The sequence below is a fragment of the Pseudomonas sp. D4-21 genome, from assembly GCF_051132125.1.
Lineage (GTDB): Bacteria > Pseudomonadota > Gammaproteobacteria > Pseudomonadales > Pseudomonadaceae > Aquipseudomonas.
Genome location: NZ_CP071664.1, coordinates 520,345 through 540,181, shown reverse-complemented (window position 1 = coordinate 540,181; position 19,837 = coordinate 520,345). Strand labels below are relative to the sequence as shown.

Sequence of the window (19,837 nt, the reverse complement as noted above, 5' to 3'; positions counted from 1 at the left end):
GCGATAGCGGTCTGCCAGTCCAGGATTCCTGACTGCACACCGTCATCGCGAGCAGGCTTACTCCCACAGGTTTTTGTGTTGGTTTCTATATAGTGTCCAACCTGAGTAACCAAATTCCAGGAGACGACCCGATGCTCATCCCGTGCCCCCATTGCAACGGGCTCAACCGCATACCCGCCGAACGCCTGGGCGACCAGCCCAAGTGCGGGCGCTGCAAGGCCCAGGTGTTATCGAGCAAACCCTTCGAACTCAAGCAAGGCGACTACGCCAGCCAGATCAAGGGCGACCTGCCGTTATTGATAGATGTCTGGGCGGATTGGTGCGGCCCGTGCAAATCCTTCGCGCCAGTGTTCGAACAGGCCGCCGCGCAGCTGGCCGGCAAGTGCCGGTTGGCCAAGCTCGATAGCGAAGCCAATCAACAATTGTCGGCGCAGTTGGGGATTCGCTCGATACCCAGCCTGATCTTGTTCAAGGACGGCCGAGAAGTAGCACGCCAAAGCGGCGCGTTCCCCTTGCCGCAGTTGATGAGCTGGCTGCGCGGCCAGGGGATTTGAATCAGGCGTTCTCCAGCAACCCATGCAACTCCACGAACTGCTGGGTCAGTTTATGCCGTGGGTCCAGGTGGATCAGTGGCAGGCTCGCCTGGTGAGACTCACGCATGCGCACGGAGCTGCTCAGGTAAACGGGCAGCACCGGCAAGCCTTCGGCGATCAATTCGTCGAGTATCTGCTGGGGCAGGCTGGCGCGGGCCTGGAACTGGTTGACGACAATGCCTTCGATTTCCAGTTCTTCATTGTGATCGTCCTTGAGCTCGGCGATTTCCGACAGCAGGCCATACAGTGCCTGGCGGGAGAAACTGTCACAGTCGAAAGGAATCAATACCCGATCTGCCGCGATCAACGCTGAAACCGCGTAGAAGTTGAGGGCCGGCGGAGTATCCAGATAGATCCGGTCGTAATCCTCGTCCAGCTCTTCGAGCAGCTTGCGTAGCTTGTTGATCTTGTGTTTTGCCTCGAGCTTGGGCTGCAGATCGGTCAGTTCTGCGGTGGCCGTGATGACGTGCAGGTTGTCGAAGGGCGTTTCGTAGATATCGACCCTGTTCTTTTTCGAGAAAGGCCCCGACGACAGGGTCTGCTTGAAGAAATCCGCGATGCCCACGGGAATGTCATCGCCGGTCAAGCCGGTCAGGTATTGAGTGGAGTTGGCCTGGGCATCCAGGTCGACCAATAGCGTGCGATACCCCTCGCTGGCGCTGACCGCCGCCAGATTACAGGCGATGCTGGACTTGCCTACGCCACCTTTCTGATTGAACACCACACGCCGCATGACAAAACCTCCGTGTATCAAAGATTCCCGAGTGTAGTAGCGCAACACACCGCTTCGCTACCTTCCCCATGATCGGATTACGGCGTCGGTGGCTTTTTCAGACAACCGAGCGTCAATTCGCCTGTATATGAAGGAAGCGCCTGACAGACAATCACTTTTTAACCGTCACAATGGCGGTCCCGTGTTGGGTCTGGTTCCTTGATGATTTTGCCTGGACGAAATGTAACCAGTATTTGCTACAAGCCAACCGCACCGGGATAATGCGCGCCACTTGGGTCGCAAGGCCATGCAGGGTTGGACGCGGGTCAAACCACTGAACCGTGACAATAAAAGCCCGCAGGGGTGGGATGAGTCTGTGATCAATTTCAATATCGCCCAATGGCGCGCGTGGGCCCCTGGGCTCGAAAGCGTGGACGATTGGCAGGCATGGAGCCGACAACCGGTCGTGCCGCCCGTCAGCGATGCGGCCCCTGACGTGTCGTTCCTGCCCGCCATGCAACGCCGACGCCTCAGCCGCCTGGCCCGCATGGCCTTCAGTGTCGCCTGGCCGCTGGCCGAGGGGCGACCGGACCTACCGTTGGTCTTTATTTCCCGCCATGGCGAAACCCCGCGCACTTTTGAGATTCTCAAGGACCTGGCCGGGGATCAACCGCTGTCTCCTACCCAGTTCAGCCTGTCGGTGCACAACGCGGTGATTGGCTTGTGGTCGATCATGCGCGGCGAAACCAGCGAGATGACGGCCCTGGCCGCGACGGGCGATGGCCTTGAACACGGCATGCTGGAGGCCGCCGCCTTGCTCGACGAGGGCACGCCAGCGGTGTTGCTGGTCATCACCGAAGAGCAACCGCCCAGCGTCTACGCGCCTTGGGTCGACGACGTACCGTTTCCCTACGCAGTGGGGCTGTTGCTGACCCGTGGCGACGACTGGCAACTGCAATTAGCCAATCCGCCGGCCCCGCTGCCGGTCAGCGACTGGCCCCATGCCCTGGATCTGTTGCGTACGCTGCTGGGCAACCAACTCACCTGCCAACATGCCTGGAAGAATCGTCTATGGACCTGGCAACGCAACCGGTGACCAGTAAACATCGCGACGCCTACTACTGGCGCTTGTTCGCGACCGCCGCAAGCTTCGCTCTCTTCGGGCTGGGTGGGCTGTGCCTGCGGTTGCTGGTGTTTCCGTTGCTCAACGCGCTGCCCGGCGACTCGCAGACCCATCGGCAGCGAGCCCGTAGAACAGTCGGGCGCCTGTTCTGGTTCTTCATTCGATTCATGGCCCGCACCGGTGTGCTCACCTATCAGATCGATGGCGCGGAGAAACTCGGCCGCCCGGGGCAGATGATCATCGCCAACCACCCGTCGCTGATCGACGTGGTGTTCCTGATCGGGCTGGTGCGCGACGCCAACTGCGTGGTCAAGCAAAGCCTGTGGGACAACCCTTTCACCCGTGGCCCACTGCGTTCGACCCAATACATCAGCAACGACGGCAGCATGGACATGCTCGATGCCGCCAGCAACGCCCTGCAGGATGGCCAATGCCTGATTGTTTTTCCCGAAGGCACGCGCACCCAGCCGGGCCAAGCGCCGGCCTTTCATCGAGGCGCCGCCGCCATTGCCCTGCGGGGTGCGAAAATCCTCACACCGGTGACGATCAAGGTCAGCCCCACGACCTTGACCAAGGCCGAGCCCTGGTACCGCATCCCCCTGCGCCGCGTGCACTTCAGTTTTCGCGTCGGTGCCGATATAGACCCACAGGCTTTCGCCGCGCTGGGCCCCGCGCCACAGGCTTCACGCCGGCTTAACGATTATTTGCATCACTATTTCATCAAGGAGCTCGCCGAAGATGAGCGATCTGCACCGTGACATCAAACAACTGATCATCGAGGCCCTCGGCCTGGAGGACATCGGTATCGACGACATCGGCGACGATCAGATCCTGTTCGGCGACGGCCTTGGCCTGGACTCGGTGGATGCCTTGGAGCTTGGCCTGGCGATCCAGAAAAAATATGGCATCAAGATCGACGCCGATGCCAAGGACACCCGTAACCATTTCAGCAACGTGGCAAGCCTTGCGGCCTTCGTCACTGCAAAAAGCGCCTGAGACCGACCATGCAAACTCGTGACGATATTTTCAACACCCTGCGCAATGCCCTGGTCGAGCTCTTCGAGCTGGACCCTGAGCGTGTAACGCTGGAGTCGAACCTGTATCAGGATCTGGAAATCGACAGCATCGATGCAGTCGACCTGATCGACCACATCAAGCGCCAGACCGGCAAGAAAATCGCCGCTGAAGAATTCAAATCGGTGCGCACCGTCAACGATGTAGTCGAGGCGGTCTATCGACTGGTCCAGCCGGCCGCATGAGCCGGCTGATTGGCCTCGGCCTGCTGCTGGCGGGCCTGCTATACCCTTTTGCGGTGTATTTCGGCATGGAGCACTTCGCCCCCTGGCAGTTCGGGCTTCTATTGGGCTGCCTGTGGCTGGCCCGGGCGTTCCTCGGCAAGGCCGGGCCCGGCAAACGCTGGATGGCGGTCACGGCGATCTTTTTTTGCGTGTTGCTCGCGGTATTCGACAGCCCGCTCTTGCTGCGCTGGTATCCGGTGTTGATCAGCGCGTTCATGCTCGCGCTGTTCACGCTGAGCCTGAAGTACGGCCCGCCGATCATCGAGCGTCTGGCCCGCCTGCGCGAACCACGGTTGCCGGCCAAGGCGGTGGTTTATACCCGCCAGGTCACGGTGGCCTGGAGTGTGTTTTTCCTGTGTAACGGTTTGCTCGCCGCCGCCCTGACCCTTTGGGCGCCGCTGAGCTGGTGGATGTTGTACACCGGCCTGATTTCCTACGGATTGATGGGGCTGCTGTTTGCCATTGAATGGCTCATACGACAACGGGTAAGAGGCCGCCCATGAATTGGATAACGCTTGAGCAGATACTGCTCGAGGCCCAGCCAGGCCGCGCGGTAGCGGTCGGGCCGGGACTGGACCACGCGCAACTGCGCACAGACGCGCTCAGCCTGGCCGCCGGATTGCAAGCCCGGGGCATCCGGCGCCTGGCCGTGCATCTGGATGATGCAGCGGACCTGGCGGTTGCCCTGCTCGGCGCCTGGCGCGCCGGCGCGCGCGTGCTGCTGCCCGCTGACCTGCAACCGCAGACCCGCCAGCGCTGGTCGGCCGATGTCGACTTGTGGCTGACCGACCTGCCCGGCGACACCCAACCCAATGACCTGCGACAGGCTCCGCTGGAAGCCGCTGAGCTGGATCTTGATCAATGCTGGCAGGCCCTGTGCACCTCCGGTTCCAGTGGCGAGCCCAAACGCATCGAAAAAACCCTGCGCCAGCTGAGCAATGAAGTCCAGGCGCTGGAGCAGTTGTGGGGTGCCGACCTTGGCCCGGACGCCTGCATGATCGGCAGCGTCGCCGCCCAGCATATCTACGGCTTGCTGTTCCGGGTGCTGTGGCCGCTGTGCGCCGGGCGCACCTTCGTTCGTCGGCAACTGGCCTTCCCGGAGGATATGCAGCGCGCCAGTCGCGAGCATCCGGCGTTTGCCTGGGTCGCGAGCCCGGCGCTGCTCAAGCGCATGGGCGATAACCTCGACTGGCCAGCCTTGGGCAGCGTGCGCCGAGTGTTTTCCTCTGGGGGCGCCTTGCCTGCCGACGCGGCCCAGAGTCTCGAACAACGCCTGGGACAATGGCCGACGGAAATTTTCGGCAGCTCGGAAACCGGCGGCATTGCCTGGCGCCAGGGCGGCGACTTGTGGCAACCGTTCGCCGGTGTCGAGCTGAGCCAGGACAGTGACGGCGCCTTGCTGATCGCCTCGCCTTATTTGCCGGCCGGTCATGTGGAACACACCGCCGACGCGGCGCGGATCGCGGCGGATGGGCGCTTCCAATTGCTCGGCCGCTTGGACCGCATCGTCAAGCTCGAAGAAAAGCGCATCTCGCTGCCCATGCTGGAACAGGCGTTGACGGCCCACGAATGGGTCAGCGATGCACGGCTGGGCGTCGTGCAGGAGAACCGAGCCTCCCTCGGTGCCCTGCTGGCGCTCAGCGAAGCCGGCTTGCTGGCCCTGCGCAATCTGGGCCGGCGGGCCGTGACCCAAGCCCTGCGCCAGCACTTGAGCGGGCACTGTGAAACCTTGGCGCTGCCCCGGCGCTGGCGCTGGCTGCGGCAACTGCCGTTAAACGCACAGGGCAAGCTGCCCCAGGCCGAAGTCGAAGCCGTGTTGATGGCGCCGCGTCCAAAAGCCCCTGAGGTGCTTGAGCAAATTGAAACCGACGGCGAATGGAGCCTGCGCCTGGCGGTGCCCCCCGACCTTGCATACTTCAGCGGCCATTTTCCCACCGCGCCGGTCCTTCCGGGGGTGGTGCAAGTCGATTGGGCCTTGAACCTGGGCCGTCGACTGCTGGACTTGCCGCCCCGGTTCGTCGGCATGGAGGTGCTGAAATTCCAGCAACTGGTGCGACCCGGTGATGAAATCCAGCTGCACCTGCGCTTCGATCGTGAGCGCGGCAAGTTGTACTTTGCCTTTCGCAATGACACAGCGGCGTGCTCCAGTGGGCGGATTGTGTTGGGGGTGGCCGATGACTAACCGCACCGCTGTGCTTCTGTGGCGAGGGGATTTATCCCCGCTCGAGTGCGAAGCGCTCACCATCAGTCTGTGTCGTTGCACAGAATTTGGGGTCGCTGCGCAACCCAGCGGGGATAAATCCCCTCGCCACAGGAAGGTTGTGCACAGTGAAACCGTGGAAGGAGCAGAATATGCATAACCCCTGCGCCGTCATCCCGGTCTACAACCACGAAACCGCCATCGCAACGGTGGTCCACGCATTGCTCGGCAACGGCTTGCCCTGCGTGCTGGTGGACGATGCCAGTAGCGCGGCTTGCGCGGCGGTGCTCGAACAATTGGCTGAAAACGAACGGGTTCACCTGGTGCGGCTGGCCGTCAATCAGGGCAAGGGCGGCGCGGTGATGACCGGGCTGCGGGAGGCCGCGCGCCTGGGTTTCAGTCACGCCTTGCAGGTGGACGCCGACGGGCAGCACGACCTGGGCGACGTACGCACCTTCATCGAACAATCCAGCGCTCATCCCGACGCGCTGATCTGCGGTTACCCCCTGTACGACGCCAGCGTGCCGAAAGGCCGCCTTTACGCACGCTACCTGACCCACGTGATGGTCTGGATCAACAGCCTGTCCCTGCAGATCCGCGATTCGATGTGCGGTTTCCGGGTCTATCCCCTGGCACCGACCCTGGCACTGATCGACTCGGCAAACATCGGCAAACGCATGGATTTCGACTCGGACATCCTCGTGCGCCTGTCCTGGCGCAACCAGCCGATGCGCTGGCTGCGCACGCGGGTCCATTACCCTCTGGACGGGGTCTCGCACTTTCGCCTGTTCCACGACAATGTGCTGATTTCTCGCATGCACACCCGGCTGTTCTTCGGCATGCTGGTGCGCTTGCCGGTGATTCTCTGGCAACGGTGGCGCCCATGAACACTGACCAGCAGCACTGGGCGGATCGCCAGGAGCGCGGTAGTTTCTGGCTGATGAAACTCACCGCGTTTGCCGCCAAGGTGTTGGGCCGTCGGCTGCTGACACCGGTGCTGTACGGCATCGTCCTGTACTTCTTCGTTTTTGGTCGCAGCGCCCGGCAGGCGGCCTGGCAGTATCAGCAGCGCCTCGCCGACTGGAGCGGCCGCCCCGAGTTGCGCCCGACCCACCGTCGAGTCTTTGGGCAATTCATGGCCTTCGCCGACTCCCTGCTGGACAAGCTCGACGTCTGGAACGGCAAGCTAAGCATCGAGCAGATCGAAATCGTCGACCCGGCGCTGCTGCGCAACCATTTGCGCGACACGCGCGGGCAGATGTTGGTCGGCGCACACCTGGGCAACCTGGAAATGTGCCGAGCCCTGGCCGAACTGGGTGAAAAGGTCACCATGAACGTGCTGGTGCATACCAAGCACGCCGAGCAATTCAATCGCTTGCTGGGCGAAGCCGGCGCCACGCACTTGCGGCTGATCCAAGTCAGCGAGCTAAACCCGGTGATCATGCTGCAACTGAGCGAACGCCTGGAGCGCGGCGAGTGGCTGGCGATCGCTGGCGATCGCGTACCGCTGCATGGCGGGCGCAGCGTGACGGTGGACTTCATGGGGTATCCGGCGGCATTCCCGCAAGGCCCCTGGCTGTTGGCCGGCCTGCTGAAATGCCCGGTCAACCTGCTGATGTGTCTCAAGCACGAAGGACACTATCGGGTCACCCTCGAACCGTTCGCCGATGCCGTGGTGTGGAAGCGCAACGAACGCGACCACGTGATTGCCCATTGGGCCGGCTTGTACGCCGAACGCCTGTCGCAATACTGCCTCCAGGGGCCACAACAGTGGTTCAACTTTTACCCTTTCTGGAAGACCGATGACGATGCCCACTCTTGAGCCGGTAACCTTCGGCGAACGCCCCCTGCGCATTGAAGATGTGCTGGCCCTGGCCAACCGTCAGGCGCCGACGCAATTGCAGGATGATCCGACGTTCCGCCAGCGCATTGCCAAGGGTGCGCAGTTCCTCGATTCCCTGCTGGACAAGGAAGGCGTCATCTATGGCGTGACCACCGGCTACGGCGACTCTTGCGTGGTGGCCGTGCCGTTGCACCACGTCGAGGCCCTGCCCCGTCACCTCTACACCTTCCACGGCTGCGGCCTGGGCAAACTGCTCGATGCCCAAGCCACTCGCGCCGTGCTCGCGGCCCGTTTGCAGTCGCTGTGCCACGGTGTGTCGGGGGTGCGGGTGGAACTGCTGGAACGGCTCCAGGCCTTCCTCAAGCACGACATCCTGCCGCTGATTCCGGAAGAAGGTTCGGTGGGCGCCAGTGGCGATTTGACTCCGCTGTCCTACGTCGCCGCTACGTTGTCCGGTGAACGGGAAGTCATGTTCCGTGGCGAACGCCGCCTGGCCGCCGACGTGCACCGCGAGCTGGGCTGGACGCCGCTGGTGCTGCGGCCAAAGGAAGCCTTGGCGCTGATGAACGGCACCGCCGTGATGACCGGCCTGGCCTGCCTGGCCTTTGCCCGCGCCGACTACCTGCTGCAACTGGCGACCCGCATCACCGCGCTGAACGTGGTCGCCCTGCAAGGCAATCCGGAACACTTCGACGAACGCCTGTTCGCCGCCAAGCCGCACCCGGGGCAGATGCAGGTCGCCGCGTGGCTGCGCAAGGACCTGGCCATCGACGCCCCGACCGCGCCGTTGCATCGTCTGCAAGATCGCTACTCCCTGCGCTGCGCCCCGCATGTGCTCGGGGTATTGGCCGACAGCCTGGGCTGGCTGCGCGGGTTCATCGAAACCGAACTCAACAGCGCCAACGACAATCCGATCATCGACGCCGAAGCCGAGCGCGTGCTCCACGGCGGGCATTTCTACGGTGGGCACATCGCCTTCGCCATGGACAGCCTGAAGAATCTGGTGGCCAACGTCGCCGATCTGCTGGATCGCCAGCTCGCCCTGCTGGTGGACGAGCGATACAACCATGGCCTGCCTAGCAACCTGTCCGGCGCCAGCGCCGAGCGGGCGATGCTCAACCACGGCTTCAAGGCCGTGCAGATCGGCACCAGCGCCTGGACCGCCGAAGCCCTGAAAAACACGATGCCGGCCAGCGTGTTCTCGCGCTCTACCGAGTGCCACAACCAAGACAAGGTGAGCATGGGCACCATCGCTGCCCGAGACGCGATCCGCGTGCTGGAGCTGACCGAACAGGTCGCCGCCGCCACCTTGTTGGCCGCCAACCAGGGCGTCTGGCTGCGCAGCCGCGCCGAAGACGCACGACCGCTGCCACCGGCCCTGGCCACGATGCACGAGCAACTGACCGAGGATTTCCCGCCGGTCATTGAAGACCGCGCCCTGGAAGGCGAACTGCGCCTGTGCCTGCAACGCATTGCCGAACAACACTGGAGGCTGCATGCGTAGCCAAGGCGTTCTGCACGTCGACACCCAGATCGTGGTGCCGTTTTTTGACGTCGACTCGATGAACGTGGTCTGGCACGGCCACTACGTCAAATACCTGGAAGTGGCCCGCTGTGCCCTGCTCGACCTGATCGGCCACAACTACAACGACATGCTCGAATCGGGGCATGCGTGGCCGGTGATCGACCTGCAGTTGCGCTACGTACGCGGTGCCGTGTTCGGCCAGACCCTGACCGTGCGCGCCAGTCTGGTGGAGTGGGAAAACCGGCTGAAGATCAACTACCTGATCAGTGACGCCGCAACCGGCGAACGCTTCACCCGCGCCAGTTCCGTGCAAGTGGCCGTGGACATGGCCACTCGCGAGATGCTGCTGGCCTCGCCTCGGGTGTTTGTCGAAGCGGTCGAGAGGAAACTGTCATGAAGCGCCTGCTCACCTGGCTGCTGCTGTGCAGCCTGTCGCCGCTGGCCCAGGCGTTCGACCTGCAGCAATTGAGCGATCAACTGGCGCGCCCGGACGTGATCCACGGCCAGTTCATCCAGGAAAAACACCTGCGCGCCCTGCCCCAGCCCCTCGTCAGCAAGGGCCGCTTCGTGCTGGCGAAAAACCAGGGCCTGCTGTGGCTGCTGCAAACGCCGCTGCAACAGGACTATCGCATCACCGCCAAAGGCATAGCCCGGCGGGACGGCAGCACCTGGCAGATACTGCCGAACAAAAGCGCCGGCGCCCAGCAGAACCGGTTGTTCCTGGCGGTGTTGCAGGGCGACAGCAGTGGCTTGCAGCGTGACTTTGAACTGAACCTGTCGGGGGAGCCGCAACAATGGAGACTCACCCTGACCCCACGCTCGGCGCTGCTCAAGCAGGTCTTCCACCAGATCAACATTGACGGCGGCCAATTGGTCCAGCGCATTGAACTGCTGGAAGCCCAAGGCGACAGTACCGTCCTGCTTATGCGCGAGAGCACCAGCACGCAACCCTTGAGCGAAGCGGAGCAACATGACTTTTCCGAGTGAACGGAGGCTGCCGTGGCTGTTCTTGATCCTGCTGCTGGCAGTGCTGGCGCTCGCCGGTTGGCAATGGCGCAACGGTGCGCCGTTGTCGGCGAACCTGATGGAACTGGTGCCGGGCACATCGCCGGATGCGCTGGAGCTGATCGCTGAACAACGCATGCAGGAACCACTGAACCGCGAAGTGTTGGTGCTCGTCGGCCACGCCGACCGCCAGCAAGCCATCGCCCTGGCCCGCAGCCTGGGCGAGCAATGGCAGGCCAGCGGCCTGTTCGACAAGGTCCAGTGGACGCTTGAAGCCGACCTGCCTGCGCTGCGCAGGCAATTGCTCGACGGCCGGCTGGCCATGCTGTCGGCAACTGATCGGCAACAGTTGATCGACCAGCCCGAGGCATTTATCCAGCAACGGGTGCAAGCGCTGTTCGACCCGTTCAGTGGCTTCAGCCTGGTGCCGAGCCAGGACGACTGGCTAGGCCTGACCGGGCGCATCCAGAACAGCCAGCCCCAGCGCGGCGCCATCGAGCTGGACGTCGGCAGCGGTGCGCTGGTTGCCGAAGCCGACGGCAAGCATTGGGTCATGTTGCGGGCACGCACCCAGGGCAATGCCTTCGACATGAACCTGCCCCTGCAGGTGGCCGAGCTGCTGCAACGCAGCCGCGAGCACGCGAGCCAGGCCCAGGGCAATCTCTTGGCGGCCAGCGGCCTGCTTTACGCCGCCAGCGGACAGCAACAGGCCTCGCGGGAAATCACTTGGGTCGGCGGCGGCGCAACGGTGGGCATCCTGTTGTTGTTGTTGCTGGCCTTCCGCCGCTTTGCCGTGTGGCTGGCGTTCGTGCCGGTGCTGGTGGGCATGTTGTTCGGCGCGGTGGCCTGCGTGGCGGTGTTCGGTCGCATGCACGTCATGACCCTGGTCTTGGGTTCGAGCTTGATCGGCGTCGCCGTGGATTACCCACTGCATTATCTGTCCAAGAGCTGGAGCCTCAAGCCGTGGCGCAGCTGGCCGGCGCTGCGCTTGACCCTGCCGGGCCTGAGCCTGAGCCTGGCGACCACCTGCATCGGCTACCTCGCACTGGCCTGGACACCTTTCCCGGCCCTGACCCAGATCGCCATCTTCTCCGCCGCAGGCCTGGTCGGCGCCTACCTGACGGCGGTCTGCCTGTTGCCGGCGTTGCTCAAGCGGGCGGACTTGCGTCCCGCACAGTGGCCGCTGCGGGTGTGCGAAGCCATGCTCCAGTGCCGAGAAGCGCTGCTGGCCCGGGTGCGCACGCCCGTCCTGTTGGCGTTGCTGTTGGCCTTCTGTGGCGGTGGCCTATGGCAACTGAGCAGCAAGAACGACATCCGCCAGTGGATCGGCACGCCCCAGCACCTGACCGACGAAGCCCGCGATGTGGCTCGCATCACCGGTTTCCAGCCCACCAGCCAGTTTTTCCTGATCCGTGCCGACGACCAAGCGCAACTGCTGGAGCGCCAGACCGCCCTCAACGAGCGGCTGGACCAGTTGATCGGCTTGGAAAAACTCCAGGGCTACCTGTCCCTCAATCAACTGGTCAGCCCGCCCGCCGAGCAACAAAAAATCCGTGAGGCCCTGGCCCGGTTGCCGGCGTTCTGGCAGCCATTGCTGGACGTCGGCGTGCCGGTTGCCGCGTTGCAAGCGCAGTTGCAGCAATTGCAGGCCCTGCCAGTGACCGACATCGACGCCGCGCTGACCGGCCCGCTCGCAGAACCCTATCGCACCCTCTGGCTCGGCCCGACAGCGCAAGGCGTGGCGGCGGTGGTCAGCCTGCAAGGCTTGAACGATGCCGCGTTGCTGCGGGTGCAGGCGGTTGACTTGCCCGGCGTGCAATTGGTCGATCGCCTGGGTGACCTCAATCGCGTCTTTGCCGCCACGCAGGTCAGCGCCGCCGAATTGAAACTGGCCTCCTGCGTGCTGATCGTCCTGGTGCTGATCTGGCCGTTCGGGGCTGGCGGCGCGTTGCGCGTTGTCGCCCTGCCGCTCCTGGCAGCGCTGTGCAGTCTGGCGAGCCTCGGCTGGCTGGGACAGCCGCTGACGCTGTTCAGCCTGTTCGGCCTGTTGCTGGTGACCGCCATCGGCGTCGACTACGCGATCCTGATGCGTGAGCAGATTGGCGGAGCCGCCGTGAGCCTGCTGGGTACGCTGCTGGCGGCGATCACCACCTGGCTGTCGTTCGGCCTGCTGGCGCTTTCCAGCACACCGGCGGTGAGTAATTTCGGCCTGGCGGTAAGCCTCGGATTGGCGTTCAGCTTCCTGCTTGCACCGTGGGCCGGGCGTCAACCCCATGGGTCCAGCGCTGCGGAGCCGGTCCAATGATGACGGCGCTGTTCTGGGTCATGGCCCTGGCGCTGTTCGCCGTGGCGACGCTGGCCGGGCGACGCTTCGGGCTGATCCCCATCGTCAGCCAATTGCTGCTGGCGACGTTCGGCCTGCCCTTGTTGATGTATGGCTGGATCGAGCCGGGCTGGCACCTCAGCGGTGCGCAACTGGTCGAGCCCGTGTGGTTGAAGAATCTCTACAGCCTCGCCTTCGCCCTGTTGCTGGGGCATATCCTCAGCGATGTGATCGACCTGCGCCTGGACCGCCAGAGCGTGAAGATTGCCCTGCCAAGCTTTGGCGTACCGTTTGCCTGTGGCTTGGCGACCGCGTTCTGGCTGCTGCCACCCCAGCCCTGGATCAGCTCGCTGGCGGTGGGGCTGCTGTTCGCGATCACGGCGATACCGGTGCTGTACCTGTACCTGCGCCATATCGCCTACCCGCCCGCCGCCACTCGCCGATTGGTACAGACGGCCATCCTGATCGACCTGATCTGCTGGAGCCTGTTCGCCCTGGCCCAGGGCAGCCTGCACCTGGGCAACCTGTTGCTGCCGCTGGCCGGTGCCTGCCTGCCGATGCTGCTGCGATTGGCGGGCCTGCGCCAACCGTTGCTGCACAGCGGCCTGTTCTTCGCCCTGCTGGTGGTGGCCGAACATTACCGACTCAATGCGCTCATCGTCGGCATCGGCTACCTGCTGTGCATGGCCGCGCTCAAGGTGCCGCTGGTATTGCCCCTCGGCGCCGAGTGGATGAACAGGTTGCAGACCTACCTGGCCATCCCGTTGATCCTGACGTTCGGTATCGTGCAGATCAACGTGCACAGCGCGATGGACAGCCTCGGCTGGGCCCAGCTGGGGGCGTTGCTGCTGTTGCCCATTGCCAGCAAACTGCTGGGCAACTGGCTTGGGCTCGGCTGGGCCGGGGCGTCCTTCGCCGGCGCCAGCCGCGTGCGGGAAAGTATCTTGCTGAATATTCGCGGCTTGAGTGAAATCGTCTTCCTCAATCTGCTGCTGCAACAACAACTCATCAGCCACGCGCTGTACTTCGCGCTGATGCTGATGGGTTTGATCGCGACTTTGCTGCCGGCCCTGGCCGGTTTTCACCGTATTCCTTCGCACGCCGTCCCGGCCAGGAGCCCCAGTGTCAACAGTTGAAATGGAACGTCGACAGGTCGTCATCATTGGCGCAGGCCCTTCCGGCGCCATCGCCGCCGCGCTGCTCAAGCGCAAGGGGCATGATGTGCTGGTCATCGAGCGCCAGCATTTCCCGCGGTTCTCCATCGGCGAGAGCCTGTTGTCCCACTGTCTGGATTTTGTCGAAGAAGCCGGCATGCTCGACGCGGTCAATGCCGCTGGGTTCCAGCGCAAGAACGGCGCTGCATTCGCCTGGGGCGAGCGCTACAGCGCCTTCGATTTCGGCGACACTTTCAGCGAGGGCAAGCCCACTACGTTCCAGGTCCAGCGCGCCGACTTCGACAAGTTGCTGGCCGACCAGGCGGCCCTGCAAGGGGTGGAAATTCGCTACGGCCAGGCCATTGCCAACGTTGATTTCAGCCTCGCCAGGCCGCAACTGGGCGTGCAGCGCGAGGATGGCAGCGAGTACCGGGTCGAGGCGGATTTCGTCCTTGACGCCAGTGGCTATGGCCGGGTCCTGCCGCGCCTGCTGGACCTTGAGGCGCCGTCCAATTTCCCGGTGCGCCAGGCCGTGTTCACTCACATCGAGGACCGCATCGACAGCCCGGTATTCGATCGCGAGAAGATCCTCATCACCACCCATCCGACGAAACGCGACGTGTGGTTCTGGACCATCCCCTTCAGCGATGGGCGTTGCTCGGTGGGCGTGGTCGCGGCAGCGGAACATTTCGCGGGCCGCACCAATGACCTCGATGCCTGCCTGCGCGGCTTTATCGACGAGACCCCAAGCCTGTCCGGCGTGCTGGCCAATGCTGCGTGGGATACTCCGGCGCGGACCATCGGTGGCTACTCGGCCAACGTGAAGACCCTGCACGGCCCTGGCTTTGCCCTGCTGGGCAACGCCGCGGAATTCCTCGATCCGGTGTTTTCTTCCGGCGTGACCATCGCCATGCGCTCGGCGAGCATGGCCGCCGGCGTGCTGCATCGTCAGTTGCAAGGCGAGCAGGTGGATTGGCAGGGCGAATTCGCCGAGCCACTGAAACGCGGCGTCGACACGTTCCGCTGCTACGTCGAAGGCTGGTATGCCGGCACGTTCCAGGACGTGATCTACTACACCGAAGGCTCCGCCGACATCCGCCGGATGATCAGTTCGATCCTCGCCGGCTATGCCTGGGATCAACGCAACCCGTTCGTCAGCGAACCCAAGCGGCGCCTGCGCGTGCTCTCGGAAATCTGCGCGAGCCCAGCGCCATGAGCAAACAACCATGAGCTACCTGAGCGATAACTACGTCCAAGAAACCCGCTTCGGCTTCTGGTTCCTGCGCAGCCACACCTGGCAGCATCATGTGCTGCGCGTGGCGGTCGAGGATCTGCGCGGTCTGTTCAATACCGCGCCGCCTTCCAATCCGGTGCTGCTGGATGCCGGTTGCGGCCAGGGCAAGTCGTTCCAGTACCTGCGCCAGGCATTCGCGCCGCAACGCCTGATTGGCGTGGACGCCGACCCCCACAGCCTGGACCTGAGCGCCCAAGAAGCCGCTCGCCAGGGCATGGCCGTGGAACTGATCGGCAGCGATTGCGCGACCTTGGCCGTGCCCGATGCCAGCGTCGACCTGCTGTTCTGCCACCAGACCTTTCACCACCTGGTGGAACAGGAAAAAGCCCTCGCCGAGTTCTATCGGGTGCTCAAGCCCGGCGGCTACCTGCTGTTTGCCGAATCCACCGAAGCCTACATCGATACCTGGGTGATCCGCTGGCTGTTCCGCCATCCCATGCACGTGCAGAAAAGCGCCGCGCAATACTTGGCGATGATCCGCAACCAAGGCTTCCAGTTCGAGGACCGCAACGTGTCCTATCCGTACCTGTGGTGGAGCCGCGCCAAGGACTTCGGCCTCCTGGAGCGTTGGGGCCTGCGCCGGCCCAAGCCGTTCGGCGAGCGCGAAGAAACCTTGGTCAACGTGGTGGCACGCAAGCCGCTCGAAGGGACCGCCACATGATCCGCTGCCTGTTGATCGGTTGCCTGCTGCTGCTCAGTGCCTGCGCCAGCCACGCGCCGCTGCCCGAGCGCATGCCAACCCTGGCGCTGCCGCTGCAATTGCACATCGAGCGGCAACTGGACGGCCAGCGCCAGGATTGGCTGTTGGTGATCCAGCGTGAAAACACCGGCATACGCTGGTCGATGATGGACCCGCTGGGCATTCCCCTGGCGCGCCAGCGCCTGGTGGACAACCAATGGCAAGCCGACGGTCTGCTGCCGCCCAATGCCGAGGCGCGGGAATTGTTCGCTGCGCTATTGTTCGCCTTGACCCCGGAAACCGAGCTTGCCGATCGCTACCCCGTCGCCCGGCAACACGGTGTCGAACGAGCCCTCGATGCGCGTTGGCAGGTGCGCTACAAACGGCCCCTGGATTTTGAGCTGCGCCTGCCCCAAGGCCCGCACTACCGCATCACACCGCTGACCGAGAGCGCACCATGACCGCTTATCTGAACGCCCTCGGGGTCATCTGCTCCTTGGGCCGGGACAAACAAAACGTCGCGCGCAACCTGTTTGCCGGCGATTGCTCGGGCGTGCGCGTCGAAGCCGGCTGGGTGGCCGAGCGGGCATTGCCGGTGGCTGCGGTAAGGGGAGAACTGGCCCCCATCCCCGAGGCACTGGCGGCGCAACGCAGCCGCAACAATCAACTGCTGCTCGAAGCGGGGTTGCAGATTCGTGCTGACATCGACCAGGCCATCGAGGCGTACGGCCCCGCGCGCATCGGTATCGTTCTGGGCACCAGCACCTCGGGCATCGACGAGGCCAGCCAGGGCATTGCCCATTACCTGCGCGAGCAGCGGTTCCCCGAAGGCTACGATTACCAGCAACAAGAACTCAGCGCGCCGGCCAATTTCCTTTCCGACTGGCTTGGCTTGAGCGGGCCCTCCTATGTGATCTCCACCGCCTGCACCTCCAGCGCGCGGGCCTTGATGAGCGCCCGTCGCCTCCTGGACCTGGGCTTGTGCGATGCGGTGCTGTGCGGTGGCGTGGACAGTTTATGCAAACTGACCTTGAACGGTTTCTCTGCGCTGGAAGCGGTGTCGAACGAGCGCTGCAACCCGTTTTCGGTGAACCGCAGCGGTATCAACATTGGCGAGGCGGCTGTGCTGTTTCTCATGAGCAAGACGCCAGGCGACGGCCATTCGATCGCCCTGCTCGGGGATGGCGCCAGTTCTGACGCGCACCACATTTCCGCGCCGGAACCCAGCGGTCGCGGCGCCCGCCAGGCGATGGAAAAAGCCCTGCGCTGTGCCGGCCTGGACGCCAGCCAGATCGACTACCTGAACCTGCACGGCACCGCCACGCAACATAACGACGCCATGGAAAGCCATGCGGTGGCTGGATTGTTTCCGGCGGGCGTGCCCTGCTCGTCCACCAAGCCCATGACTGGCCACACGCTTGGGGCGGCGGGCGCGTTGGAAGCGGCTTTCTGCTGGCTGACCCTGAGCCCTGACAACGTCGCCCAGGCCTTGCCACCCCACCTTTGGGACGGCCAGGCGGACCCCGAGCTGCCGGCGCTGGACTGGATAGATAGCCGTGCCCGCCTGAACCCGACCTTCCCCCGACGCCTGATGAGCAACTCGTTTGCCTTCGGCGGCAACAACGTCAGCCTCATTATCGGAGACGCCCAATGATCGACTGGCCGCTCGCCGAATTGCTGCCCCATGCGGGCGACATGATTCTCATCGACCGGGTCGTGTCCTTCGATGACGAACAGATCCATGCACTCGCCACGGTCAAGCCCGGCGGCTTGTTCAACCGTGAAGACGGCGCGCTGCCGGCCTGGGTCGGCATCGAATTGATGGCCCAGAGCGTCGCGGCGTTCGCCGGTTGCCACGCTCGCCAGCGCGGCGATGCAGTGGAGCTGGGCTTTTTGCTCGGGACCCGCAAGTTCGAATGCAACGTCGAGCATTTCCCTCTCGACACTGAACTGGCCATCCATGGCGTGCGCTCCCTGGAAGACGACAACGGCATGGGTGTGTTCGAATGCCACATCCACGCGCCGGGCATCCATGCCACGGCGCGACTGAACGTATTTCGTCCGCCCCATGCTGCCCAGTACCTCAATGAAACTTCCGCAACAGGAACCCAGCCATGACTGAATCCGTACTGGTCACCGGCTCCAGCCGTGGCATCGGCCGCGCCATCGCCTTGCGCCTGGCCCAGGCCGGGCACGATATCGTCTTGCATTGCCGCAGCGGCCGCGCCGAAGCCGAAGCGGTCCTGGCAGACATCCAAGCGCTGGGCCGCAACGCCCGCGTCCTGCAATTCGACGTGTCCGACCGCGCCGCCTGCAAGGCCGCCCTCGAAGCCGACGTCGAAACCCACGGCGCCTATTACGGCGTAGTGCTCAACGCCGGCCTGACCCGCGACGGCGCCTTTGCGGCCCTCAGCGAAGACGACTGGGACAGCGTGCTGCGCACCAACCTCGACGGTTTCTATAACGTGCTGCACCCGGTGATGATGCCGATGATCCGACGCCGCGCCGCGGGACGAATCGTCTGTATCACGTCAGTGTCCGGCCTGATCGGCAACCGTGGCCAGGTCAACTACAGCGCCTCGAAAGCCGGCTTGATCGGCGCGGCCAAGGCGTTGGCCATCGAACTGGGCAAGCGCAAGATCACGGTCAATTGCGTCGCGCCGGGGTTGATCGACACCGCCATGCTCGATGAAAACGTACCCGTGGAAGAATTGATGAAGATGATCCCCGCCCAGCGCATGGGCACCCCGGAAGAAGTCGCCGGCGCGGTGAACTTCCTGATGTCCGCCGAAGCTGGATACATCACTCGGCAAGTCCTGGCCGTCAACGGAGGCTTGTGCTGATGAAGCGCGTCGTCGTCACCGGCATGGCCGGCATCACCTCCATCGGCAGCGACTGGGAGACCATCGCCGCCAACTTCGCCGCCAACCGCAGCGGCATCCGGCGCATGGATGAGTGGGACCGTTTCACCGAACTGAACACTCGCCTGGCCGGGCCCATCGACGATTTCCAGGTCCCGGCCCATTGGACGCGCAAGCAGTTGCGCAGCATGGGCCGGGTCTCACGCCTGGCGGTGGCCTCGGCTGAGCAGGCCCTGGCCGACGCTGGCCTGCTGGGCGACCCGTCGATCAAGGACGGGCGCATGGGCGTATCCTGCGGCTCGTCCACTGGCAGCACCGATGAGATCAAGGCCTTCGGCAACATGCTGCTCAACAGCGTGGCCGAAGGGCTGAACGCCAACTCCTATGTGCGGATGATGCCCCACACCACGGCGGCCAACATCAGCATCTTCTTCGGCCTGACCGGACGGTTGATCCCAACGTCCAGTGCCTGCACCAGCGGCAGTCACGGCATCGGCTATGCCTACGAGGCAATCAAGTTCGGCCGCTTGCCGCTGATGCTCGCCGGCGGCGCGGAAGAACTGTGCCCGACCGAAGCGATGGTCTTCGATGCGCTCTACGCCACCAGCCTGAAAAACGATGCCCCGCAGACCAGCCCGCGCCCCTACGACAAGGGCCGCGATGGCCTGGTGATCGGCGAAGGCGCCGGCATGCTGGTGCTCGAAGAACTGGAACATGCCTTGGCCCGTGGCGCACGGATCCATGCCGAAATCGTCGGATTTGGCAGCAACGCCGACGGCCAGCACGCCACCCGTCCCGAGTTGAGCACCATGCGCCGGGCCATGGAACTGGCCCTGGAGGATGCCGGCCTCGAACCGGCCGCCATTGGCTACGTCAACGGGCACGGCACGGCCACCGAGCAGGGCGACGTCGCCGAGACCCTGGCCACCAGCAGCCTGTTCGGCGAACACATGCCCATCAGCTCGCAGAAAAGCTTTTTGGGCCACACCCTGGGCGCCTGCGGTGCGCTGGAGTCCTGGTTCAGCATCGAAATGCTCAACCGCGACCTGTATGTACACACGCTCAACCTCGATGAGGTCGACCCCGAATGCGGCACACTCGACTACTTGCGCAGTGAGTTTCGCGCGATGAGCAACGAATACGTGATGAACAACAATTTTGCCTTCGGCGGGGTCAATACCTCGCTGATTTTCCGTCGCTGGCATTGATTCCCATCAATCCTCTGGT

22 protein-coding genes are annotated in these 19,837 nt (G+C 63.8%); 21 read left to right on the top strand and 1 reads right to left on the bottom strand.

The genetic code is table 11. From position 1 onward, the window contains the following. Positions 1 to 131 precede the first annotated feature (131 nt). Positions 132 to 554, top strand: a complete 423-nt coding sequence (gene trxC / locus J3Q04_RS02450; protein WP_420767088.1) for a thioredoxin TrxC — start codon at positions 132 to 134, stop codon at positions 552 to 554. 1 nt (position 555) lies between these two features. On the opposite strand, the gene J3Q04_RS02445 is transcribed toward trxC, so the two are convergent. Beyond that, positions 556 to 1,326, bottom strand: coding sequence for a ParA family protein (locus J3Q04_RS02445; RefSeq protein ID WP_434561032.1), 771 nt, complete (start codon positions 1,324 to 1,326; stop codon positions 556 to 558). Positions 1,327 to 1,681: 355 nt separating this feature from the next. Between J3Q04_RS02445 and J3Q04_RS02440 the strand changes: the two genes are divergently transcribed. From J3Q04_RS02440 to J3Q04_RS02345, 20 genes are all read left to right on the top strand, one after another. Beyond that, complete coding sequence (locus J3Q04_RS02440) at positions 1,682 to 2,401, top strand: beta-ketoacyl synthase chain length factor (RefSeq protein WP_420767086.1); 720 nt, start codon at positions 1,682 to 1,684, stop codon at positions 2,399 to 2,401. Next, positions 2,377 to 3,186, top strand: coding sequence for a lysophospholipid acyltransferase family protein (locus tag J3Q04_RS02435; protein ID WP_434608168.1), 810 nt, complete (start codon positions 2,377 to 2,379; stop codon positions 3,184 to 3,186). The genes J3Q04_RS02440 and J3Q04_RS02435 overlap by 25 nt, the downstream gene beginning before the upstream one ends. Next, positions 3,167 to 3,424 (top strand): phosphopantetheine-binding protein, encoded by a 258-nt coding sequence (locus J3Q04_RS02430; protein WP_420767084.1) that lies wholly within the window; start codon positions 3,167 to 3,169, stop codon positions 3,422 to 3,424. The genes J3Q04_RS02435 and J3Q04_RS02430 overlap by 20 nt, the downstream gene beginning before the upstream one ends. An 8-nt stretch (positions 3,425 to 3,432) precedes the next feature. Beyond that, positions 3,433 to 3,687, top strand: a complete 255-nt coding sequence (locus J3Q04_RS02425; RefSeq protein ID WP_264427453.1) for an acyl carrier protein — start codon at positions 3,433 to 3,435, stop codon at positions 3,685 to 3,687. After that, positions 3,684 to 4,229: a hypothetical protein gene (locus J3Q04_RS02420; protein WP_420767083.1), complete on the top strand. Its 546-nt coding sequence runs from the start codon at positions 3,684 to 3,686 to the stop codon at positions 4,227 to 4,229. Before J3Q04_RS02425 ends, J3Q04_RS02420 begins: the two co-directional genes overlap by 4 nt. Beyond that, positions 4,226 to 5,908, top strand: coding sequence for an AMP-binding protein (locus J3Q04_RS02415; RefSeq protein WP_434608171.1), 1,683 nt, complete (start codon positions 4,226 to 4,228; stop codon positions 5,906 to 5,908). The genes J3Q04_RS02420 and J3Q04_RS02415 overlap by 4 nt, the downstream gene beginning before the upstream one ends. A gap of 170 nt (positions 5,909 to 6,078) precedes the next feature. Further along, positions 6,079 to 6,813 (top strand): glycosyltransferase family 2 protein, encoded by a 735-nt coding sequence (locus tag J3Q04_RS02410; protein ID WP_434608173.1) that lies wholly within the window; start codon positions 6,079 to 6,081, stop codon positions 6,811 to 6,813. Beyond that, positions 6,810 to 7,748 carry a glycosyl transferase gene (locus tag J3Q04_RS02405; RefSeq protein WP_434608175.1) on the top strand — a complete coding sequence of 313 codons (939 nt, stop codon included), beginning with the start codon at positions 6,810 to 6,812 and terminating at the stop codon, positions 7,746 to 7,748. Before J3Q04_RS02410 ends, J3Q04_RS02405 begins: the two co-directional genes overlap by 4 nt. Next, entirely contained in the window at positions 7,729 to 9,273 is a 1,545-nt protein-coding gene (locus J3Q04_RS02400; RefSeq protein ID WP_420767079.1) for an HAL/PAL/TAL family ammonia-lyase, read from the top strand. Before J3Q04_RS02405 ends, J3Q04_RS02400 begins: the two co-directional genes overlap by 20 nt. Next, a complete protein-coding gene (locus J3Q04_RS02395; RefSeq protein WP_030140957.1) occupies positions 9,266 to 9,691 on the top strand; it encodes an acyl-CoA thioesterase in 426 nt (141 codons plus the stop codon). Before J3Q04_RS02400 ends, J3Q04_RS02395 begins: the two co-directional genes overlap by 8 nt. Then, positions 9,688 to 10,281, top strand: a complete 594-nt coding sequence (locus J3Q04_RS02390; protein ID WP_434608177.1) for an outer membrane lipoprotein carrier protein LolA — start codon at positions 9,688 to 9,690, stop codon at positions 10,279 to 10,281. The genes J3Q04_RS02395 and J3Q04_RS02390 overlap by 4 nt, the downstream gene beginning before the upstream one ends. Continuing rightward, positions 10,265 to 12,604 (top strand): MMPL family transporter, encoded by a 2,340-nt coding sequence (locus tag J3Q04_RS02385; RefSeq protein ID WP_434608179.1) that lies wholly within the window; start codon positions 10,265 to 10,267, stop codon positions 12,602 to 12,604. Before J3Q04_RS02390 ends, J3Q04_RS02385 begins: the two co-directional genes overlap by 17 nt. Next, a complete protein-coding gene (locus J3Q04_RS02380) occupies positions 12,601 to 13,758 on the top strand; it encodes a sodium:proton antiporter (protein ID WP_434608182.1) in 1,158 nt (385 codons plus the stop codon). The genes J3Q04_RS02385 and J3Q04_RS02380 overlap by 4 nt, the downstream gene beginning before the upstream one ends. Further along, entirely contained in the window at positions 13,745 to 14,992 is a 1,248-nt protein-coding gene (locus J3Q04_RS02375) for an NAD(P)/FAD-dependent oxidoreductase (protein WP_434561048.1), read from the top strand. The genes J3Q04_RS02380 and J3Q04_RS02375 overlap by 14 nt, the downstream gene beginning before the upstream one ends. A 10-nt stretch (positions 14,993 to 15,002) precedes the next feature. Further along, complete coding sequence (locus J3Q04_RS02370; protein WP_420767073.1) at positions 15,003 to 15,731, top strand: class I SAM-dependent methyltransferase; 729 nt, start codon at positions 15,003 to 15,005, stop codon at positions 15,729 to 15,731. After that, positions 15,728 to 16,210 (top strand): DUF3261 domain-containing protein, encoded by a 483-nt coding sequence (locus tag J3Q04_RS02365; protein ID WP_420767072.1) that lies wholly within the window; start codon positions 15,728 to 15,730, stop codon positions 16,208 to 16,210. Before J3Q04_RS02370 ends, J3Q04_RS02365 begins: the two co-directional genes overlap by 4 nt. Next, the gene (locus J3Q04_RS02360) at positions 16,207 to 17,403 is read left to right on the top strand and encodes a beta-ketoacyl-[acyl-carrier-protein] synthase family protein (RefSeq protein WP_434608185.1); all 1,197 of its coding nucleotides are present in this window, start codon (positions 16,207 to 16,209) and stop codon (positions 17,401 to 17,403) included. Before J3Q04_RS02365 ends, J3Q04_RS02360 begins: the two co-directional genes overlap by 4 nt. Beyond that, positions 17,400 to 17,867: a hotdog family protein gene (locus tag J3Q04_RS02355; RefSeq protein ID WP_420767070.1), complete on the top strand. Its 468-nt coding sequence runs from the start codon at positions 17,400 to 17,402 to the stop codon at positions 17,865 to 17,867. Before J3Q04_RS02360 ends, J3Q04_RS02355 begins: the two co-directional genes overlap by 4 nt. Then, positions 17,864 to 18,592, top strand: coding sequence for a 3-oxoacyl-ACP reductase FabG (gene fabG, locus J3Q04_RS02350; RefSeq protein WP_420767069.1), 729 nt, complete (start codon positions 17,864 to 17,866; stop codon positions 18,590 to 18,592). The genes J3Q04_RS02355 and fabG overlap by 4 nt, the downstream gene beginning before the upstream one ends. Then, positions 18,592 to 19,818, top strand: a complete 1,227-nt coding sequence (locus J3Q04_RS02345) for a beta-ketoacyl-ACP synthase (RefSeq protein WP_434608187.1) — start codon at positions 18,592 to 18,594, stop codon at positions 19,816 to 19,818. Before fabG ends, J3Q04_RS02345 begins: the two co-directional genes overlap by 1 nt. The last annotated feature ends 19 nt before the right edge of the window (positions 19,819 to 19,837 follow it).

Bases quoted from the DNA above. Each gene is read 5' to 3' on its own strand.
- trxC (WP_420767088.1), top strand. From the start codon at position 132: ATGCTCATCCCGTGCCCCCATTGCAACGGGCTCAACCGCATACCCGCC.
- J3Q04_RS02445 (WP_434561032.1), bottom strand. From the start codon at position 1,326: ATGCGGCGTGTGGTGTTCAATCAGAAAGGTGGCGTAGGCAAGTCCAGC.
- J3Q04_RS02435 (WP_434608168.1), top strand. From the start codon at position 2,377: ATGGACCTGGCAACGCAACCGGTGACCAGTAAACATCGCGACGCCTAC.
- J3Q04_RS02430 (WP_420767084.1), top strand. From the start codon at position 3,167: ATGAGCGATCTGCACCGTGACATCAAACAACTGATCATCGAGGCCCTC.
- J3Q04_RS02425 (WP_264427453.1), top strand. From the start codon at position 3,433: ATGCAAACTCGTGACGATATTTTCAACACCCTGCGCAATGCCCTGGTC.
- J3Q04_RS02420 (WP_420767083.1), top strand. From the start codon at position 3,684: ATGAGCCGGCTGATTGGCCTCGGCCTGCTGCTGGCGGGCCTGCTATAC.
- J3Q04_RS02415 (WP_434608171.1), top strand. From the start codon at position 4,226: ATGAATTGGATAACGCTTGAGCAGATACTGCTCGAGGCCCAGCCAGGC.
- J3Q04_RS02410 (WP_434608173.1), top strand. From the start codon at position 6,079: ATGCATAACCCCTGCGCCGTCATCCCGGTCTACAACCACGAAACCGCC.
- J3Q04_RS02405 (WP_434608175.1), top strand. From the start codon at position 6,810: ATGAACACTGACCAGCAGCACTGGGCGGATCGCCAGGAGCGCGGTAGT.
- J3Q04_RS02400 (WP_420767079.1), top strand. From the start codon at position 7,729: ATGACGATGCCCACTCTTGAGCCGGTAACCTTCGGCGAACGCCCCCTG.
- J3Q04_RS02395 (WP_030140957.1), top strand. From the start codon at position 9,266: ATGCGTAGCCAAGGCGTTCTGCACGTCGACACCCAGATCGTGGTGCCG.
- J3Q04_RS02390 (WP_434608177.1), top strand. From the start codon at position 9,688: ATGAAGCGCCTGCTCACCTGGCTGCTGCTGTGCAGCCTGTCGCCGCTG.
- J3Q04_RS02385 (WP_434608179.1), top strand. From the start codon at position 10,265: ATGACTTTTCCGAGTGAACGGAGGCTGCCGTGGCTGTTCTTGATCCTG.
- J3Q04_RS02380 (WP_434608182.1), top strand. From the start codon at position 12,601: ATGATGACGGCGCTGTTCTGGGTCATGGCCCTGGCGCTGTTCGCCGTG.
- J3Q04_RS02370 (WP_420767073.1), top strand. From the start codon at position 15,003: ATGAGCTACCTGAGCGATAACTACGTCCAAGAAACCCGCTTCGGCTTC.
- J3Q04_RS02365 (WP_420767072.1), top strand. From the start codon at position 15,728: ATGATCCGCTGCCTGTTGATCGGTTGCCTGCTGCTGCTCAGTGCCTGC.
- J3Q04_RS02360 (WP_434608185.1), top strand. From the start codon at position 16,207: ATGACCGCTTATCTGAACGCCCTCGGGGTCATCTGCTCCTTGGGCCGG.
- J3Q04_RS02355 (WP_420767070.1), top strand. From the start codon at position 17,400: ATGATCGACTGGCCGCTCGCCGAATTGCTGCCCCATGCGGGCGACATG.
- fabG (WP_420767069.1), top strand. From the start codon at position 17,864: ATGACTGAATCCGTACTGGTCACCGGCTCCAGCCGTGGCATCGGCCGC.
- J3Q04_RS02345 (WP_434608187.1), top strand. From the start codon at position 18,592: ATGAAGCGCGTCGTCGTCACCGGCATGGCCGGCATCACCTCCATCGGC.